Source organism: Methylosarcina fibrata AML-C10, from assembly GCF_000372865.1.
GTDB classification, from domain to species: domain Bacteria; phylum Pseudomonadota; class Gammaproteobacteria; order Methylococcales; family Methylomonadaceae; genus Methylosarcina; species Methylosarcina fibrata.
The window spans coordinates 1,031,998-1,049,652 of the sequence record NZ_KB889965.1; the positions used below are offsets into that span (position 1 = coordinate 1,031,998).

The following is a 17,655-nucleotide window of genomic DNA, read 5'->3' on the forward strand; positions in this document are numbered from 1 at the left end:
GCCGGCCCTGGCGCAAGGCCGCCCAGGAGATTTTAATGAGATTAATAACCAGCACCGCGTTCCTCTTTCTGATTTTGAGCGTTCCTTTGGTCAGTGCGGAACCGCCGCCCCAAAATTCTCCGGTCAGGCCTGAAGTGCCCGCAGGAACCCGGGTTTATCCGGATGTTTCCTACGTGGCCGGCGGCCATGCACTGCAAAAACTGGACCTGTACCTGCCGGAACAGGGAGAAAATCTGCCTTTGATCATATGGATCCATGGCGGCGCCTGGAGGAGCGGCGGCAAGGAACAACTTCAGGCTTCTCAACTTCTCGATTTTCTGGCCGACGGCTATGCCATTGCCAGCGTCGATTACCGCTTGAGCCAGCACGCCACGTTTCCGGCTCAGATTCAGGATTGCAAGGCGGCGGTTCGCTGGTTGCGGGCCCATGCGGAGCGTTACGGTCTCGATCCGGACCGTTTCGGGGCGTGGGGGCCTTCCGCCGGCGGTCATCTCGTGGCGTTGCTGGGCACCGCCGGCGACGTCGGAGAGTTCGAAACCGGGGAAAATTTAAACTATTCAAGCCGGGTCCAGGCGGTTGCCGATTTTTTCGGTCCCACCGATTTTCTGCAGATGGACGCGCACCGGTTGCCTGAAGGGCTGGTGCACGGGCTGCCCGATTCGCCCGAAGCCCGTCTGGTCGGAGGGCCGATCGAGCTCAACCGGGATAAAGTGGCAAAAGCCAATCCCATTACTTATGTCAGCGAAGACGACCCGCCCTTTCTGATCGTCCATGGCGACTCCGATCCCCTCGTGCCGCACCATCAGAGCGAACTGCTCGCCGATGCCTTGCGAAAAGCCGACGTTCCGGTCGTTTTTTATACGGTCAAGGGAGGCAGGCACGGCGGGTTCAGTGATCCGAAGGTCGGGCAACTGGTCAAGGACTTCTTTGCCGAACATCTTAAGCCGGACGGATTTCTGGATGAAATTTTAAAGCTCTTTCACTGGGGATGACGGTAACCCGGCATCCGATCACCGGGGAATCACGTTCTGCAAGATAAGAAAAGCACCGGACGACCCCGGCAGGCAGAGTTGTCTCCCGCTGAGGTCTCAAAGCGAAGATCTTAACCGGCGTTGTTATTTTTGCTCAACTGCGACAAGGCTTCCTGGCGGTTGAGTGGGGTGATGGCGACCGCTGCTATTCCGCGAATGCCCAGTTTTCTGGCGGCGGCGTAGGATAAATCCATTTCCCGATGCCCGTGGAACGGGCCGCGGTCGGTAATCCTGACGATGACGCTGCGGTGGTTTTTCGGGTTGGTTACCTTGGCGTAGGACAACAGAGGCAGCGTCTTGTGCGCCGCACTCATCGCATACATGTTGAAAGGCTGGCCGCTCGCGGTCTTTTTGCCGTGAAACCTGGAACCGTACCACGACGCCTTGCTGTAACGATGTCTGTTGGAAATCCCGTGTTTTTTATTCTGCTCGGCTTTTGCAGACATGCCGGCACCTGGCGAGCGTCCGGAGGCCGCGGCTATTTGAAACGACGTACTCAAATAACTGCAAATCACAAAAACCGCAAGTATTAGCTTGTTCAAACGATCTAACCTTTTTTATTGAAAGATCGATTGTAACTTAAGCTATCTTAAGAGTTTCTTAAACGAGGCTTTCGGAAGGCGATTCCGGCCAGGGCATCCACCCCAGAGGGTTCCTGCCGCTCAGGAACAGAGCCGGAGGAAGCCATACCGATAAGAACGGCCTCCTTCCCGCGTTTGGAGCGTTATTTTCTTCGATTCGTGCGGATCGGCGTTTCAATAAAAAATAGCGAGATTGTAAAACTTGAATGCCCTGAGTTTATTTCGCTTCCGATTCGGTTTCGATTTCCATCGCCGAATAACAATTCATCATGCTGTCGGCAAAGTTGTTGTGAGCATCGCTCAAGGCTTTGGGCGAGCCAAAGTCTTTTTGCAATTCTTCCATGGTTTTTTTGGGATCCTTGGATTGAGTCAGCGTCAGCATTTTGGTGTAATTCCGATAGGCCGTCAGACGGTCGGGGTCGAAGGGAAAAGCCCCCGGCATGTTTTTAGACGTCGAATCGACCACGCACCGCGTCATCCGTTCCTGATCGATCTTGTACGACTTGGCGCCCTCCCCTTCCTGTTCTTTCTTGACCTGTTCCAGAACGGCTTTTTCGTATTGTTCCTTATCGGCACAGGCGGTCAGCAGTAATAGAGATAGAATCATCAGAATTCGTTTTTTCATTTAAATTTCACCTTGTTGAGTAATTGGACAGAAAAAGATTCCTGCCCCTTTAAAGACGTTACATGTCCTTCATGGCCCGGGCAATCCACGCTTCGGCCTCGGCATTGACGTCGTGGGCTTTCCGTCCTTTGCTTTCGATTTTCGGGCCGATTTTGACTTTGATCGTTCCCGGATATTTTAAAAAACTGTAACGAGGCCAATACACGCCGGCATTGTGCGCGACAGGCACGACCGGGCAGCCCGTCTGTTGCGCCAGCATGGCGCCGCCGGCGTTGAATTTTTTGACTTCTCCGGGGGCAGTACGGGTGCCTTCCGGAAAAACCAGTACCCACAAGCCTTGGTCCAGATAAATTTTTCCCCGCGCCAACAGCGTGCGCAATGCCGCGCGCTGATTGTTCCGGTCGATCGCAATCGGTTTCAGCGCAGCCATCGCCCAGCCCCAAACCGGCAGCCAGAGCAAGGAGCGCTTCAATAACACCGAATGCATCGGCAAGAAATGACGGAAGGCGATCGTTTCCCAGGCGGACTGGTGCTTGCTCAGGATGATGGAAGGCTCGGCGGGGTCGACGTTTTCCATGCCTTCGACCTCGTAATGAAGGTCGCAAAAAACTTCGGCCAGCCACAGCACAAACCGTACCCAAACGCCGGCGATTTGGTAACGTACCGAAAAAGGGAACGCGAGACCGATCAATATCGACGGCGCGATAATGACCAGCGACAGGGTCATGCCGGCAAACAGGACGGCCGATCCCAGATAGAGTTTCAATTTATTGCCGCGGTAGTGAGTCGTTTGCTGAGTGATGTCCATTGTTCAAAACTATAAAGTACGAAGCGTTCGATGAGGTTGATGCGCTGCCCGCTTCCGACGATTTGCCGGAAGGCCCCGTGAAAACATCGCAAGCCGGCCGCCGGGCTCAGGATTGCAGTTTTGAAATGTCGGCGCAACTTAAGAACTGATCGGACAGCAAGGTCAGCAAGGCCAGGCGGCTGGCGCGCAATTCCGGATCGTCGGTCATCACCATGACGTGATCGAAAAAGGCATTGACGGCCGGTTCGGTGGCCGCCAGCCGAGTTAGCGCCGCTTGGTAATTCCGCTTAGCCAAGAGCGGCTGAATGTCGTCGAAAGACTCTTTCGCGACTTCCAACAGACGCTTTTCTTCCGCTTCCACGAGCTTTTGAATCTGTCCGGCCGGTTTCGTGTCGGCTTTTTTCAGGATGTTGCGGATCCGTTTGTTCGCCGCGGCAAGGCTTTCCGATTGCGGCAATTGCCGGAACGATTTGACCGCGGCCAGGCGCTGGACAAAGTCGAACGGTTCGGGCGGGTGCACGGCCATCACCGCATCGAATTCGTCGGCCGAGTAACCCTTATCCAGGCAGTAGCTTTTCAGCCGGTCGAAAACGAAGTCGATCACTGCGCCGCGCGTGGCTTCGCGGTCGAACGAATGGGTAAACAGTCCCAGGGAATGATCGATGAGGCTCAGAATGTTCAGATCGAGTTTATGTTCGATGAGAATGCGCAAGGTGCCGAGCGCCGCCCTTCTCAAGGCGTAGGGATCCTTGTCGCCGGTGGGAATCAGCCCGGCGCTGAAGATGCCGGTCAGCGTGTCGATTTTTTCGGCGATCGCCACGATCTGGCCGGTCTGGCTGTGCGGCGTCGGGCCGCCCGACTGCTTCGGAAAATAATGCTCTTCAATCGCCAGGGCGACGACCGCCGGCTCGTGATCGGCCAAGGCGTAATATTTGCCCATGGTGCCCTGCAGATTGCCGAACTCGCCGACCATGTCGGTCATCAGATCGGCCTTGGCCAGCCAGGCGGCGCGCCTGGCCCAGTCGACGTTGGCATTCAGCGAAACGGCGATCGTCTCGGCCAGCTTGACCACGCGCCGGGTCTTATCGGCGACGGTGCCCAGTTTTTCCTGAAAAACGATATTGGCCAGGCTGTCGACCCGGTCAGCCAGGGGCTTTTTTCTGTCCTGCTTCCAGAAAAATTCGGCGTCGGTCAACCGGGGCGTAATGACGCGTTCGTTACCGTGCTGTATCGATTCGGGCCGGCTGCTGTCGATGTTGCTGAAGGTGATGAAATGGGGCAGCAAGGCGCCTTCGGCATTTTTGACCGGAAAATATTTCTGATTGGTCTGCATCGTGGTAATCAGCACTTCGGCGGGCAATTCGAGAAACCGGGCATCGAAATTGCCGGTAATCGCGACCGGCCATTCATTGAGCGCGGCAACCTCTTCCAGCAGATCGTCTTCGACGTGCGCTTGGCCGTTGACGTTTAATGCCGCTTTTTCTGCGCCCAGGCGGATGATTTCCTGGCGTTTGGCAAAATCGGCAATCACCTTGCCTTGTTCGAACAGGATTTTTTCGTAATTTTCGGGACTGTCGATCGCCAGTTTTTCCGGCGCATGAAAACGATGGCCCCGCGTCGCCGAACCGGTTTTCAGGCCGAGAATCTCGGCATCGATCACTTCACGTCCGAACATCAGAACCACCCAGTGCACCGGACGGACGAATTCGGTCGCAGAATTTCCCCAGCGCATGCGCTTGGCGATCGGCAGCGCCGCCAGGCTCTGACGGATAATGTCGGGCACCAGCTTTTCGGTGGGCTGCCCCTGGATCTGCTGGTTGAAACTCAGCCATTCGCCCTTGTCGGTCTTCAAACGCTGTAATTGCTCGAAACCGACCCCGCAGCCGGCGGCGAAACCCAGCGCAGCCTTGCTGGGGCTGCCGTCGGCATTGAACGCCGCGGTCAATGCGGGTCCCCGTTTCTCGATGGTCTGGTCGGGCTGGGCGGTCGCCAGATCGGATATGAGTACAGCCAGCCGTCTGGGCGTGGCGTATACCTTGCCGTCCGAAAACCGGAGTCCCGTCGCCGTCAGCCCTTGAACCATCTGATTCAACAGGGCATTGGCCATGGTCAACAGGTTTTTGGGCGGCAATTCTTCCGAGCCCAGCTCAAAAAGTAAGTGTTTGCTATCGATCATGCTTTTTCTCCCTGTCCGGCCAGCAGCGGAAAGCCCAGGGACTCGCGGCGCTGATAATAAGCCTCGGCAACGGCCTTGGCCAGGTTTCGGACTCTTAAAATATAGCGCTGGCGCTCGGTCACCGAGATGGCGTGGCGCGCATCCAGCAAATTGAAGGTATGCGATGCCTTCAACACCATTTCATAGGCGGGCAGCGGCAAATTCAGCGCGATCAGTTTCTGACATTCCTGCTCGAAGGTATCGAAGCAGTTGAACAGGAAATCGACGTTGGCATGGTCGAAATTGTAAGCCGACATTTCCACCTCGTTTTGATGGAATACGTCGCCGTAGGTAACTACGCCGTGCGGGGTTCGGGTCCAGACCAGATCGAACACGCTTTTGACGCCCTGCAGATACATCGCGATGCGCTCCAGTCCGTAGGTGATTTCGCCGGTCACCGGCCGGCATTCCAGGCCGCCGATCTGCTGGAAATAAGTGAACTGCGTCACCTCCATGCCGTTCAGCCAGACTTCCCAGCCCAATCCCCAGGCGCCCAGCGTCGGCGATTCCCAGTTGTCCTCGACGAAGCGGACGTCGTGTTCGAGCAGATCGAAGCCCAGATAGCGCAGCGAGCCCAGATAAAGCTCCTGGAAATCGTCCGGCGACGGTTTCAGGATCACCTGGTACTGATAATAATGCTGCAATCGGTTGGGATTCTCTCCGAAGCGCCCGTCGGTAGGACGGCGCGACGGCTGGACATAGGCGGTATTCCAGGGCTCGGGGCCGATGGCGCGCAAAAAGGTGGCCGGATGGAATGTCCCTGCTCCGACTTCCTGATCCAGAGGTTGCAGCAGAACGCAACCCTGACTCGACCAGTATTCCTGCAGGGCCAGAATAAGTCCTTGAAATGTTGTTAAATCGTATTTTGGGCTCGACACGATGGCGGTTGGTTATGCAATGAAAATTTCCGAATTATAACTGAAAATCGGGCTCGGCATAGGGTTTGTAATCGGTTTTTGGCAGGATCGGGCCGGCCCGGAAAATTCACCGGCCCTGACTTGCCGCGGTATCCTGCAATCTTTGCTGGATCGGCTCGGGCAATGCGTCCAGTCCGGGGCAGGATTTCGAAGAGTCCAGCGCTTCGATCAAGGCGGCCGCCAGACCGGAATCGGGACCGTCCTCGGCGGGATTCTCGTAGCCGCGCCGGGCGATTCCTGCGGCAATCGACGTATCCGAGCACGCCAGGGCGATCAGTTTCGGGTGCAATGCCTTCGACCGGTAGGCGGCCAATTGCGACGGTCGGCGGTAATCGCATGCCAGTAAGGCCGAATTCTCGCTGTAACAGCTTTTATGGCTCGCCGTTTTGCCGACCGGCAGACCTTCCTCGGCCTGCGTCATGCGTTTCTGAAATTCATTGAATTTTTCGTTGTCCAGAATCAGTTTCAGCGTCGTTTCCAGCTTGCGCCGCTGCGGCTCACGCCATTCGGACAATGATCGGGCGCCCAGGAAAGCGGCGTCCAGTTTGGCTTGAGACCAGTCGCACCCTTCGAACTGCACCTCGCGCAAATCGGCGGTTTCGAGCTCGGCCAGGACCAGATCGGCGCCCTGAAGCTTCGCATAGCTCATGGCGGCCCCCTGCAGATTGGCCTTGCGCAGGATCGCGCCCTGTAAAACCGCGCCTCGTAAATCGGCGCCTTGCAATTTCGCCCCGCTCAGATCCGCGCCCTGCAGGTTGGCTCCGCGCAGATCGGCGCTTTGCAGACTCGCCCAACTCAGATCCGCTCCTTGAAGCTCGGCTCCGCGCAGGTCCGCCTTATGCATGTTCGCATCGATCAGGCTGGCGCTCTGGAGCTGCGTACCGCCCAGATTGGCTCCCTGAAATTGGGTTTTGTCCCAGCCGATCACGCCCTGAAGTTTCGCTTTCAGCAGAACGGCTCCCTGCAAGCGGGCATGCCGCAAATCGGCTTTGGGCAGGACGGCTCCGTATAAATTGGCATAGCGCAGATCGCGTTTTTGCAAATTGAGCCCGTCGAATTCCTTGAACGCGGCGTCGCGTATCGATTTATCGGGATCGGTGGCGCGAGTCAACAAGGACAAGGAGACTTCCTTGGGCACCAGCCGGGCCTCCCTGAGGTCCAGGTTGCGGGAAAACAATCCCAAATCGAACCAGGAACAAGGGCCCAGCACGACCTGCAGGATGGCGGCTTCGGATTTTTCAGCCCGGGCCAGTGAGGTACAGGTAGCCACTCCGTATTTATGAGCGGCCACGCTCAACCAGGACTCGGGTACTTTCCGGATCAGCCAGTCTTCGAAATAAAAAGGAGAGTTTTCGGCCTGTTCGCCGGGCTCGTTTCTTTCCAAGGCGTAATACGTCTCCACCGTCATGCTTCCGGGCACCACGGCCACAAGGCTGAGCAACACGACCAGCGGCACCGATATCATCAGGACCACCATGCCTTTCGCTTCCGTTCCGGGCTCCCGAAGCGGCCCCAGTTCGATTTCCCGCCGGGACAGATTGGGCCAGAGATGCCGGCCGGACCGCATCAGCCGGTTCCAGACGTGAATCCCCGTACGCCCAAGCCAGGCGGGCCAGTAACCCAGCAGCTTGTAGGCAAAGTTTTGCCACCATTCCTCGGCCCTGTCCTGAGGCGAGGCGATCAACGGCCACAGCGCCAGCAGCATGAGAGCGTCGACCCAGACCGCAAAACGCTGCGACCAGGTGATGGCTTCGCCGTGAAACGGCAGAAAGCGGATCTGTGCCGCCAGCAGGATGAATAACGGCAGGGCAATGACGGTAATGCCCACGACCAGCGACAACAGCCAGCGGATCAACCAGCCGCCGGAGCGGCCCACGATAAGATGGGTAAACGGAAAGATGAAAAGGCGGTCGCGCACCTGCTGCCCCGCCGTGGTATCAGGCAGGCTGCCGTCCAGATTCCACAGTTTGGACGAGAGCAGCTCCAACTGCATGAGCAGGTTGAAATGCAGCAGGACCACCATCCAGGGCGCAAAGGAATAAAAGGCCGTCAGCGGCAGTTCCACGTCCAGAATCGGCAGTTTGACCGGGCTGATGCGCAGCAGGTCTTCGTGCGTAGTGCCCCAGACGATAATGCCGAGATAAGCCGTGAACGCGATGAAAGTCACATGCAGAGCCGCCACGGTCTGCGACGCGGAATTGGCCGAGTCCAGCAGTTTTTCGATCTGCGGCGAGGAAGCATCTTGAGAAGGCAAAGTCGGATTGGGCATGAGATCGATGCGAATGACTGTCGATTAGGCAAGCGATTGACGGGAAATGAGCCGGGCTCAATCTCCATTTTAAATGGGCAGGCTTTGCCGCATCAATGAAATACTGCGCAAACGCAGGTCGATTGCGCTATTTCATAAGCCCAGGCAGACCGGATTCGCTCCGCCATGTGGCGACAGCTTGTAGAATGTCCCGTTTCGGAGAGGGATTGAGAGAAAGCATTTTTAGTATTTATAACCGGTTTGCTTTAGAGTATAAATGCTCGCTATTGGAAAAGATCGCCAGTCAGGAACCTGCAATTCCACTGTTTTTAAGAATGTATTTGAACTCGTTGTCCCCAGGTTAAACGTCATGATCTTCGATGCCGATTTATGAGCAAGGCCGATCCGATAAAGCCGGCCGATTTTTCCCACGGTGAGTCGTACGAGCGCCGAACCCGGGTCGACGTTACCTACACCGCCGGGAACGGCGAACGGCGGACGGTGCGATTCGGCAGAGGATTCCGCATCGGCCGCAGCCAGAACTGCGAGTTGCAACTGGCGGATGAACTCGTCAGCAGGGAACATCTACAGATTTACTGGAAAGAAGGTCAATGGTGGATTCTGGATCTGGGCAGCCTGAACGGCACTTATCTGAACAATGCCTTGATCCATGAATTGCCGCTGACCAACAAGATGACGCTGGAGCTGGGCAGCGGCGGAGCCTCGATTCAGTTGCAGGTCGTCGGTTCGGGCCCGTACGTTGCTCAGGACGCCCCATCGCCGGCCCAAGAAGAATTCGATATAAAATTCCGAAAACAAGCCCGGCGCTACCGGCTCACGATCGGCTTGGCCCTGTTGTTGTTGATAGGCGTCAGTCTGACCGCAGCCTCTTATTATCTGAAGATAAAAAAAGCCGACGAACAAGCCGTCCGGATGTTTTATGCGATGAAAGGACTGGAACTGGAGATGGCTGATCTGGAAGATAAAATAAATAACAATGTTTCGAAAGAGCTGGTCTCGGATTTACAAATCAAACGACAGGCTCTCGACCGTTTACGAGCGCAATATCAGGCTTATGTCGAATCGATCGGCACCGTGGAAAGACGGGCGACGGATGACGTCGACCGGCTGATTTTTTATACCGCCCGGCGATTCGGCGAATGCGAAGTCAACATGCCGTCCGATTTCGTCACGGAAGTCAAACGCTACATTGCCCGATGGCAAGCCACCTCAAGATACCCGAACGCCGTCCATGCATTAAAAGAAAAAGGTTATGCTCCTATCATATATCACGAGTTGGAAGCCCGGCAGTTGCCTCCCGAGTTTATTTACCTGGCGCTTCAGGAGAGCAATTACGACGAGCGCACCATTGGCCCGCCCACGCGTTACGGCCGCGCCAAAGGCATGTGGCAATTCATAGCGGCCACGGGGAGTCAATACGGCTTGAAAATCGGCCCCTTGAAAGATACGGAACAGTACGATCCGGTCGATGAACGGCATCATCCGCTGAAATCGACCATTGCCGCGGCGAAATATCTCAAGTACATCTACAAGACCGATGCCCAGGCTTCGGGCTTGTTGGTCATGGCCTCCTATAACTGGGGCGAAGGCAACGTGATCAATCGCATCCGCAGCATGCCGCTCAATCCCGAAGACCGCAATTTCTGGAAACTGATCGCTTCCTACGAAATTCCTCAAGAAACGTACGATTACGTGCTGTATATCTTTTCGGCCGCCGTCATCGGCCAGAATCCGAAATTATTCGGCTTTAACTTCGATAATCCCTTGCAGGGATTGGACGAAACAAAATAACGGCTCTGTCGGGCAGGCAGGCGAAGCCGCCAAACCGGATGAAAAATGAAATTTTCCAAACGGTCAAAGGGCGGCGCATTTTTTGCGTCACCCCTCTTCCAGCGCCGGGTCAGGCGCCTCCCTGGCCCGCTTGATCTTCGCGCATAATCCAGCGATCACGAGGACGCGCAAGAAGAGGAGTGAGTCGGCGAATCGTCTCGGAGTCCTTGTATTTTTCCCGGACGGCATCCGCATCCGAGCGGCTCCGCCACCTGGCGAGAGCCATGATGTGCCCCGGTGCATCCTCGTCAATGAGAATCCGATGAGAGATAAAGCCGTCAAAGCTCTGCATGTCGGACCAAACTTGACGCGTAAGACGAAGCCCTTCTTCTTCCGTGCCGGGTTTCAACCAAGTGTCCCAAACTACCGTGATCATTTTGTTCCTCCTGTAAATTGCCGATGTGGCGCAATTCGGCGGCCTGATGTTAAACATAACTCGCGTAGCCCGGATGGAGCTTGCCGAATCCGGGGCGACCGAAGTCCGATTATCCCGAATTCCATTGCGTTTCATCCGGGCTACTGGCTATTTGCTAACGTCACGACAAGGGGACGCCGCCGAAAAACGATCAGCGAAGCCGCCGAACCCGATAAAAAGCAGACTTTCAGACGCCAACGGGCATCGCGTCCATTTGGCCGCTGAGTTAGGCCAAGAAATTATACCCAAAGCCGAGTGTGTGCAAGAAAAAACAACTTAATTTGAAAAAAGGCAGCGCCACTTTTCAATACGCTTTAAAAGACTTGATCCCGTCTTTTCTGCTTGACTTGGATAACAGAATCTACCTGACTTACGAGTTAATTCTCTCTCCTTGACGCAATAGCTCTACTAACCATCTTTTCAACGTTGGGTTCCATTTTATCCGGCAGCAATGCTATCTCAGAATGGGCCTGCGCATAGACTCGGAATATTTCGTCGGCAAAGGCTTGGCCGATTGCTGACACGCCTTCAAAGTCGAAAATAACGAACTGAAAGCGTTCGATGCGAGCAAGCAATCGTTTCGCTTGTGACCTGGATACCAGTTTTTCATTACCGTATTGCGCCAAGCGTACCGGAATGACGGTTTTGTTGAATTGAAATTCTTCAGGACCCGCATAGTCGTCGAACACCGATTGAATCTGCCGCGTCGAATTCCGCTTGATCAGCATGTAGACTGCCGTACCGGCTTCATCTCTAGAGATATGCGACTCAAGAATAAAATCGAAATCGAATGTATCGTCGTGGCTAAACCGAATCCCGCCCGATTCGATTTCAAACTCGTCGAACACTCTCGATGTAAAAAAGATGCCTTCGCCGGTGTGGTTGTCAGGATCGGTGGTCAATTTTCCTTTAGACAATTCGAACAGGGCTTGCCGCTCATCGCTTAAGTCGCACAATCGCTTGATTTTCCTGAAAATACCTTCGCCGTCGTCGATCACGGCGATGACTATTTTTTCTTTATCCCGTACCGCGGATAGATAAATATGTTCTCCGCCCGAGTGGTCGATGACGTTATTGACCATTTCGGTAAAACCGTAATGGCATATGTCGACGATGTTTTCGGGCAAACCATCGAATACGAAAGCATAGTAATTCCTCCAAACGCCGTCTTCGGTAAATTCTTCAGTCAAGGGAAACAGCGATTTATATTCTCTGAGGTCGCCAAGAAAGTATCTTTTACCTTTCCCCATGCCGCTCGATTTTAACCAACCCTCCGCTTCCAGGCGTTGTATGTGACTGTTGACCGCTTGGGGAGTGATCGAAAAAATAGCAGCGATATGTTTTACAATATCGATGGGATGGTGCCTGACGTCCCTGAGGATTTGGCGGCGAATCTGCTCGCCCCGTTCTTTATTGCTCATGCTTTATCCTTTAAGAAAACGATTTTCTTAAAGGATAAAGCAATTTTTCTTAAAGGACAAGAATCCGAATAAGTTGGTTTACGGCTATCGCCTAACCCGATCCTGCACTCACTCAGAAAAAAGGCAGCGCCACTTTTCAATGCGATTTTGAAAGATCTGACCCCCGACTGTTGCGTATTGATGCGCCTAACGTTACACATGCAATTTTTACGATTCTGACTCATCTAATAAAGTATTGGGTTACGGCAAACCGAGGATTTTAAGTCGCGCCGGATGAAAAAATATAGGCGCGACCTCAGTAGCTAATGCCGGAAATCGGATGTTGCGGGAAATCCCCCATTCTTTGGCAATCCGGCAGTCCGATAAGCCGTTGCCATAACCTTTGATACACGATAGATTTCAGGCATCTTTTACTCTTGGACTCATAAAGTACTATTAGCCGATTGGACGCATAACTATCGTGCCGTTGGGCGGCGCCGGAGCGCGGAGGGGGCCGCTCCAACGGCTGATTAGACAGAATTGGCTCCGCGCCGTCCATTAGGCTTGCGGGATGCCCAATTGCCGGGCTTGAGAGGCCGAGTCTCTGGCTCCCCACCGCCGAGCAATTTTCCCCTCTCGAATCTCGAATAGTTCCATTGCGACCAAAGTGTAGGATTTGCCTGTAGTAGTCAGTCACGAAGAAACACAAGGATACAGGCGAGCCAGTTTACGTCGTGCCTGTTGCGTCGTAAATCGCCAATTGACGGGCGTCGCCTTGGTGTTGCGCGGTAGGATATTGGCTTCGACCTCACGCCGGAGGCTCTCTGTGTCCGGTATCCGCTGTGATAAACACATGTTCGACAAGACGGCCAGTTCGATCTCAGCGATGTTTAGCCAACTGCCATGCTTGGGCGTGTAGTGGAACTCCAGCCGTCGCGCCAATTCACGGGCTTGCTCTGCTGGAAAGGCTTCATACAAAGACGCCATTTTATGGGTATTCAGATTGTCCAGCACCACCCGGATCACCGCCGCGTCCGGATAAAGTTCAGCGATATGCTTCATGCTGTGCGCGAATTCGATTTTGGTCCGCCGCGCGGTGATGTCCACCTGCCGAAAACCGCGTTTAGGTTCGCAGATCATCATCAAATCGCAGACGCCTTTCCGTTCATAGCCGGTGTCATAGCGGGCCGGTTGACCGGGCTCAGGCGGGAGAGGTTGGCGGACTTCCGCAATGAGTTGCTTCGGACTTTCGTCGAAACACACAACCGGGCGCAACGGATCGTAGGGTTCTTCATAAAGGTCCAGCACGTCTTCCATCGCCGCGACAAATTCAGCACTCACCTCGGGAATGCACCACTCTTGCTTCTGCCAGGGTTTGAGAGTGTTTTTTTAAAAGCTGACGGATGGTTTCATAGCTGCAACGGTCGGCATACGCTAATTCCACCACTTTGTCCGCCAACAACCGCAAGGTCCAGTGATCATGCCCTGTCGGCGCCTCACTACAAGCCAAGGCGATAATATGGGCGGCCTGCTTCTCCGTCAGTTTTGGGGCACGTCCTGGACGGGGGCGTTCTTTCAGGGCGGCTTCCGGGCCTTCTTCCACACACCGTTGGCGCGTCGTCAACACCATTGATTCCGAGACACCCAAAGCTTGGATAATGTCTTTATCCTGAATACCCGCTGCCGCTTTTAATAAAATTCGCGCGCGTGTCAGATGGCGTGCCGCGGCTTTTCCTTTGTTGATCATGGCTTCCAAGCCACGCTTTTCGTCTTCAGTCAGATTGACTTTGTATTTAAGAGCTGGCATTGCTTGACCTCAATCAGTAACCATCAATGCCACTATAGAGTGACTTACAAGCCCAATATATCCTTTTGATTTAAATTGACTGACTAGTAGGTTCGTTTCCAAATGCCGGCGCTTTGAACGTTCCTGTTTCGGTGTATCTCGCAGAGACCAAATTGCCTTCTGCAACCAAGTCTTCAATACGGAGTTGCATTCCATAACCTTCAATTAGCTGGCGCCAGATGGGCTCTACTCGCTCGAAGATGCCGTGTCCCATTACGCCCTGTATCTCCGCATCCTCTGTGAGCAGAGATTTGAGCGCCTCCAAGTCACCTCGGTTGAATGCTTCGACGTAGCGCTTTACGACGGCTTTATTTTCTTCCTCAAGACTCATAGACTTCCCCAAAAAAGCCCGCATCGGGCTGAGCGATTCTGCATCAAGATAGAACAGCCCATTACCCGACTGCCCCTTCACAAATCCCGGCGAGCGGAATTACCGCACCGGGCTTTTCAACTAACCCGCTCCGATTCAGCGGCGACGCAGCGTCGTCCGCCGGCATCGCTTGTTGGACGTCTTCTCGGTTACAGACCGCCGACTGCGGCACCTTGTCGATTCGATCCTGTGTCCATCGCACTAGGTCACGCGTGAGCGGAGAGTTCGGCGCCACGACGGAAAGATGATCGTGCCCGGCATAGGTGCGGTATTCCAATTTCTCGCCGGCAGCGCAGCGATCGCGCACGAATCGGGACTGAACATCCGGCCGCACCAGGTCGTCCGCCAGTCCCTGTGCAATCAGCAGAGGTTGCCGCAAAGGCGACTTCGGCGTGTTCGCGGCGAGGCGCTCGCCGAAGAGTCCGCTCGTCGGCGCAATGCCGAAAATGCTGTTCCCTGCCACCAGGGCCTCGGCTACGGAGAAGAGTGCCTTGCGTCCTGCAAGGCAGCGGCCGGCAATATCGTTTGCCAACCACCGTTTCCAGCCGGAAACGTATGCGGCGAACTTCACGTCGGAATACGCCGCTGCATAGCTGAGCAATGCGAATGAGGACATGATGCGTCCGACCGGCATGACGTGGATTGCCCTGATCAGCGATTGCAGCTCAGTTGCCGGCGCGATGGCCGCGACACCGAGAATGTTTACGTCGGGTGCATAGGTTGGCGCTGCGATGCCGGTCCACAAGGCGACGTGACCTCCCTGTGAATGTCCCCACACGACCACGTCGTCACCCGCCCGGATCCCTTCCATTTGACGCAAGGCGCGGATCGAGTCCAGCACCGATCGCGCTTCGCCTTCGCCGATGAGATACGGGTGAGAGCCCGACGTGCCCAGACCGACGTAGTCGGTGGCTACGTAGACCCAGCCCTTGTCGATCAGTTGCCGCAACGCAGGGACATTGGCAAATGGGTCGTCCAGCAGCGATGGCGCGCAACCGGGTACGACGCCTGTGGTTCCGTGTGCCCAGGCGACGACCGGACGCGGTTCGGTGCGGGCTGCACTGGAGACTACGACGACGGCGCTGGCCACCGCCAGTGTTCCGTCGGGGCGCGTCGTTGTGTAGAGCATGCGCCATGCCTGCGCACCCGCCGGGACGCTGCGGACGAATGCCTCCTGCTCAAGCAGCACGCCCGGTTTGTCAAGCCGGTTCACGGACGGCAGGTAGAAAGCATCCGGCATAGCCGGTCGTGCCAGCCACCATGCGGCCGCGACCACCGCCGCCACGCCGGCCAGAAGCCAAGCCAAATAACGGAACATGCGGGGCATCGATCGCATTGTTGCCGTTATCGCTCATTCCGCTTTCTGCCATAGATGGATAAATGCGCGCCTTTCGCATCCAGCGACATCGCTTTATATTCGAGGGCAAGGTGGGTAACCCGGATTGGACCGCCTTTTACCTTGCTGGGGTTTGAGCACTTGCCCGATCCCAGCGCCAGGGGCAACCACAGTTTTTGACGCTTGTCGCCGGACATCCACAACTCCGCATTGCGCAGCCGAATGGCGTTGCGTTCGGCACACACGCGAATTTCGACGACGTCGTCCCCATCGTTCAGGAAGGCCAGATCCTTTTCCGCGTTGTCGCGGACATGCACGCGGCCCAGTTTACGCCATCCGTGACCAGGTTGCGGGTTGGTGGCGGCTGGCTTCTTCGCTGTGGTCTCCGCAGATACGGGCGCAGCCAATACACAAACGCTCAAACACATTCCAAAGAATACACGCTTCATGTTCATAGCCCTCGTTGTTTGTGAAAAAGGTACCGCTGTCCCAATGAACCGTCGATTAATTCAGTACGACCGCCTCGAATCGCGCTACCACTTCGCCGTTCGCGTTCAGCAGTTCGAGATGGCTGCCGTGGATGCGGTAACGATCCACACGCTGCAGCGAATCGAGGAAACGTTTCTCCTGCTCCATGCCGTCGCGGCAGGCCATCATGGTCGTCCCGACGTGGCTGAAACGAAGCCGGTCGCCGTCGAGTTCGAAGCTTCCGATCAAACGGTTGCAGCCGCCGCTCCCGCTGATGCGCCAATCTTGGTTTGCGAGCATCAGATATGCTTCGCGCTGCTTCGGAGCGGCGGCCACCGGACTGTCGCCCAGGCGTACGAGCTTCCAGTAGGTGCCGCGCAGCGGTCTGTTGGTCGACAGGTTTCCGTAGGTCTCACTCGGACTGACATTAATGAAGCGATCCACCACCAGAGCGGCACGCGGCGGCTGGCTTTCTTCCATCGAAGGGCGCTATGCGATCCGGCCCTCGATGCTCGCCAGCAACGGCTCTCCTGGTTTTGCCACGGACTGCCGATACGCGGTTTCCAGCGCCTTGTAGTCGCCTTCCATCGCCACGGGCAGCCGCTGACCGCCGGCACAGAGTGTGATCGTGGCGGCATCGGCCATGTACGTGAAAGTACCTGTTAGAGTCAGGCTCGGCTCGATCGGCGCGAACTTCGGTAGGCGCGCCAGACGATCGTTGTGGGCAGACTCGATGGGCTTGCCGGCAAGGTCGAGCTTGCGCAGCTCGGCACCGCCCGCCAACGGCATCAGGAAGATCGGCTCCTCGCGCCCGCCACTCAGTACGATGCGGCCGGTGTCGCTCTCGTGCGTCCAACGGCCGACGTCGTCGAACCGGTTAGGCTCGGGACGTCCGACGTGCTCCATGCGTAACTGATAGCGGCCTTCCGATAGCAGGTCAACATGCCACACGACGGGGTTGCCGGCGCCGGGCAATTCTCCTTCGTACGAGGCGGGCAGAGCGCCGATTGTGGCGGCCGCCGGTTTCGCGCTGCCGCGGGCCGACACCTGCAGCAGATTGAGCGGCGCGTTGCGGCCGTCCAGGACGAAATAATGCGCGTCCGTCGTGAACAGCATCTGTTTGTGCAGTTTGACAGCCGCGTAGACCCTATAGCGATGGCCGGCATTCACGGCGGCCTCGTCGTAGGCGATCTCGAACCGAAACGGCGGCTGTCCGGCAGGATCCAGCTTGCTGCGCCCGAGCACTACGGCCGGCGCGTCGGCCTTCGATACGTCCTGCAACTCGGCCTCGAACACCGCATCGGGCGGCAGCGCGATGCGCTCCCGATACGTCGCGGTGCCTTGCAACGTGCTTCCCCAAGCCGTGCCGTAAACCAGTCAGGCTACGCTTAACGAGAACAACGCTCGACCCGCTGGATACCACCGGCCCATGTTGACATTCCTACGCATTATTCCACCTTTTCGGACGCCCAACTGAATTTGGACAAACTCTACAATAAATTATCAGGCGCCTTGAAGTCAACAGTAGGCCAGCTCTTCAAATG

At 55.9% G+C, this 17,655-nt stretch carries 16 protein-coding genes; 2 read left to right on the top strand and 14 right to left on the bottom strand.

Features of this window, described 5'->3' with window-relative positions:
• The first annotated feature begins 35 nt into the window (after positions 1-35).
• Positions 36-992, top strand: coding sequence for an alpha/beta hydrolase (locus A3OW_RS0105070; protein ID WP_020562346.1), 957 nt, complete (start codon positions 36-38; stop codon positions 990-992).
• A gap of 110 nt (positions 993-1,102) precedes the next feature.
• On the opposite strand, the gene A3OW_RS28810 is transcribed toward A3OW_RS0105070, so the two are convergent.
• From A3OW_RS28810 to A3OW_RS0105100, 6 genes are all read right to left on the bottom strand, one after another.
• Positions 1,103-1,477, bottom strand: a complete 375-nt coding sequence (locus tag A3OW_RS28810; RefSeq protein WP_020562347.1) for a septal ring lytic transglycosylase RlpA family protein — start codon at positions 1,475-1,477, stop codon at positions 1,103-1,105.
• A 352-nt stretch (positions 1,478-1,829) separates the two neighbouring features.
• Positions 1,830-2,237, bottom strand: coding sequence for a hypothetical protein (locus tag A3OW_RS0105080; protein ID WP_020562348.1), 408 nt, complete (start codon positions 2,235-2,237; stop codon positions 1,830-1,832).
• Between the two features lie 58 nt (positions 2,238-2,295).
• A complete protein-coding gene (locus tag A3OW_RS0105085) occupies positions 2,296-3,045 on the bottom strand; it encodes a lysophospholipid acyltransferase family protein (protein ID WP_020562349.1) in 750 nt (249 codons plus the stop codon).
• 106 nt (positions 3,046-3,151) lie between these two features.
• On the bottom strand, positions 3,152-5,221 hold the full coding sequence (gene glyS, locus A3OW_RS0105090; RefSeq protein ID WP_020562350.1) for a glycine--tRNA ligase subunit beta: 2,070 nt from the start codon (positions 5,219-5,221) through the stop codon (positions 3,152-3,154).
• Positions 5,218-6,138, bottom strand: coding sequence for a glycine--tRNA ligase subunit alpha (gene glyQ, locus A3OW_RS0105095; RefSeq protein WP_020562351.1), 921 nt, complete (start codon positions 6,136-6,138; stop codon positions 5,218-5,220). The genes glyS and glyQ overlap by 4 nt, the downstream gene beginning before the upstream one ends.
• Before the next feature lie 106 nt (positions 6,139-6,244).
• Positions 6,245-8,446: a pentapeptide repeat-containing protein gene (locus tag A3OW_RS0105100; protein WP_020562352.1), complete on the bottom strand. Its 2,202-nt coding sequence runs from the start codon at positions 8,444-8,446 to the stop codon at positions 6,245-6,247.
• Between the two features lie 369 nt (positions 8,447-8,815).
• Here A3OW_RS0105100 and A3OW_RS24085 point away from each other — a divergent pair, with 369 nt between their 5' ends.
• Entirely contained in the window at positions 8,816-10,237 is a 1,422-nt protein-coding gene (locus A3OW_RS24085; RefSeq protein ID WP_020562353.1) for an FHA domain-containing protein, read from the top strand.
• A 109-nt stretch (positions 10,238-10,346) separates the two neighbouring features.
• On the opposite strand, the gene A3OW_RS0105110 is transcribed toward A3OW_RS24085, so the two are convergent.
• The 8 genes from A3OW_RS0105110 to A3OW_RS26250 all read right to left on the bottom strand — a co-directional run bounded on the left by A3OW_RS0105110 (position 10,347) and on the right by A3OW_RS26250 (position 17,458).
• Positions 10,347-10,652 (bottom strand): putative quinol monooxygenase, encoded by a 306-nt coding sequence (locus A3OW_RS0105110; RefSeq protein WP_020562354.1) that lies wholly within the window; start codon positions 10,650-10,652, stop codon positions 10,347-10,349.
• Positions 10,653-11,068: 416 nt separating this feature from the next.
• Positions 11,069-12,112, bottom strand: a complete 1,044-nt coding sequence (locus tag A3OW_RS0105115) for an STAS-like domain-containing protein (protein ID WP_020562355.1) — start codon at positions 12,110-12,112, stop codon at positions 11,069-11,071.
• A gap of 672 nt (positions 12,113-12,784) precedes the next feature.
• A protein-coding gene (locus tag A3OW_RS26905) for an IS630 family transposase (protein WP_085984322.1) occupies positions 12,785-13,898 on the bottom strand; the annotation gives its coding sequence in 2 pieces (ribosomal slippage) (positions 12,785-13,472 and positions 13,471-13,898; 1,116 coding nt in all).
• Positions 13,899-13,968: 70 nt separating this feature from the next.
• Positions 13,969-14,268, bottom strand: a complete 300-nt coding sequence (locus tag A3OW_RS24090) for an ester cyclase (protein WP_083918277.1) — start codon at positions 14,266-14,268, stop codon at positions 13,969-13,971.
• A gap of 61 nt (positions 14,269-14,329) precedes the next feature.
• Positions 14,330-15,625, bottom strand: a complete 1,296-nt coding sequence (locus tag A3OW_RS24095) for an alpha/beta fold hydrolase (protein ID WP_157385792.1) — start codon at positions 15,623-15,625, stop codon at positions 14,330-14,332.
• A gap of 26 nt (positions 15,626-15,651) precedes the next feature.
• Positions 15,652-16,092 (bottom strand): hypothetical protein, encoded by a 441-nt coding sequence (locus tag A3OW_RS0105140; RefSeq protein ID WP_157385793.1) that lies wholly within the window; start codon positions 16,090-16,092, stop codon positions 15,652-15,654.
• Positions 16,093-16,147: 55 nt separating this feature from the next.
• Positions 16,148-16,591 carry an META domain-containing protein gene (locus A3OW_RS24100; RefSeq protein ID WP_020562359.1) on the bottom strand — a complete coding sequence of 148 codons (444 nt, stop codon included), beginning with the start codon at positions 16,589-16,591 and terminating at the stop codon, positions 16,148-16,150.
• Positions 16,592-16,600: 9 nt separating this feature from the next.
• Positions 16,601-17,458 carry a YbaY family lipoprotein gene (locus A3OW_RS26250; protein WP_020562360.1) on the bottom strand — a complete coding sequence of 286 codons (858 nt, stop codon included), beginning with the start codon at positions 17,456-17,458 and terminating at the stop codon, positions 16,601-16,603.
• Positions 17,459-17,655: the final 197 nt, after the last annotated feature.

Excerpts from the sequence above, each read along its gene's own strand:
- glyS (WP_020562350.1), bottom strand. The coding sequence starts at position 5,221 with ATGATCGATAGCAAACACTTACTTTTTGAGCTGGGCTCGGAAGAATTG.
- A3OW_RS24090 (WP_083918277.1), bottom strand. The coding sequence starts at position 14,268 with ATGAGTCTTGAGGAAGAAAATAAAGCCGTCGTAAAGCGCTACGTCGAA.
- A3OW_RS0105110 (WP_020562354.1), bottom strand. The coding sequence starts at position 10,652 with ATGATCACGGTAGTTTGGGACACTTGGTTGAAACCCGGCACGGAAGAA.
- A3OW_RS0105070 (WP_020562346.1), top strand. The coding sequence starts at position 36 with ATGAGATTAATAACCAGCACCGCGTTCCTCTTTCTGATTTTGAGCGTT.
- A3OW_RS28810 (WP_020562347.1), bottom strand. The coding sequence starts at position 1,477 with ATGTCTGCAAAAGCCGAGCAGAATAAAAAACACGGGATTTCCAACAGA.
- A3OW_RS24085 (WP_020562353.1), top strand. The coding sequence starts at position 8,816 with ATGAGCAAGGCCGATCCGATAAAGCCGGCCGATTTTTCCCACGGTGAG.
- A3OW_RS24095 (WP_157385792.1), bottom strand. The coding sequence starts at position 15,625 with ATGTTCCGTTATTTGGCTTGGCTTCTGGCCGGCGTGGCGGCGGTGGTC.
- A3OW_RS0105080 (WP_020562348.1), bottom strand. The coding sequence starts at position 2,237 with ATGAAAAAACGAATTCTGATGATTCTATCTCTATTACTGCTGACCGCC.
- A3OW_RS0105085 (WP_020562349.1), bottom strand. The coding sequence starts at position 3,045 with ATGGACATCACTCAGCAAACGACTCACTACCGCGGCAATAAATTGAAA.
- A3OW_RS0105100 (WP_020562352.1), bottom strand. The coding sequence starts at position 8,446 with ATGCCCAATCCGACTTTGCCTTCTCAAGATGCTTCCTCGCCGCAGATC.
- A3OW_RS24100 (WP_020562359.1), bottom strand. The coding sequence starts at position 16,591 with ATGGAAGAAAGCCAGCCGCCGCGTGCCGCTCTGGTGGTGGATCGCTTC.
- A3OW_RS0105115 (WP_020562355.1), bottom strand. The coding sequence starts at position 12,112 with ATGAGCAATAAAGAACGGGGCGAGCAGATTCGCCGCCAAATCCTCAGG.
- A3OW_RS0105140 (WP_157385793.1), bottom strand. The coding sequence starts at position 16,092 with ATGAAGCGTGTATTCTTTGGAATGTGTTTGAGCGTTTGTGTATTGGCT.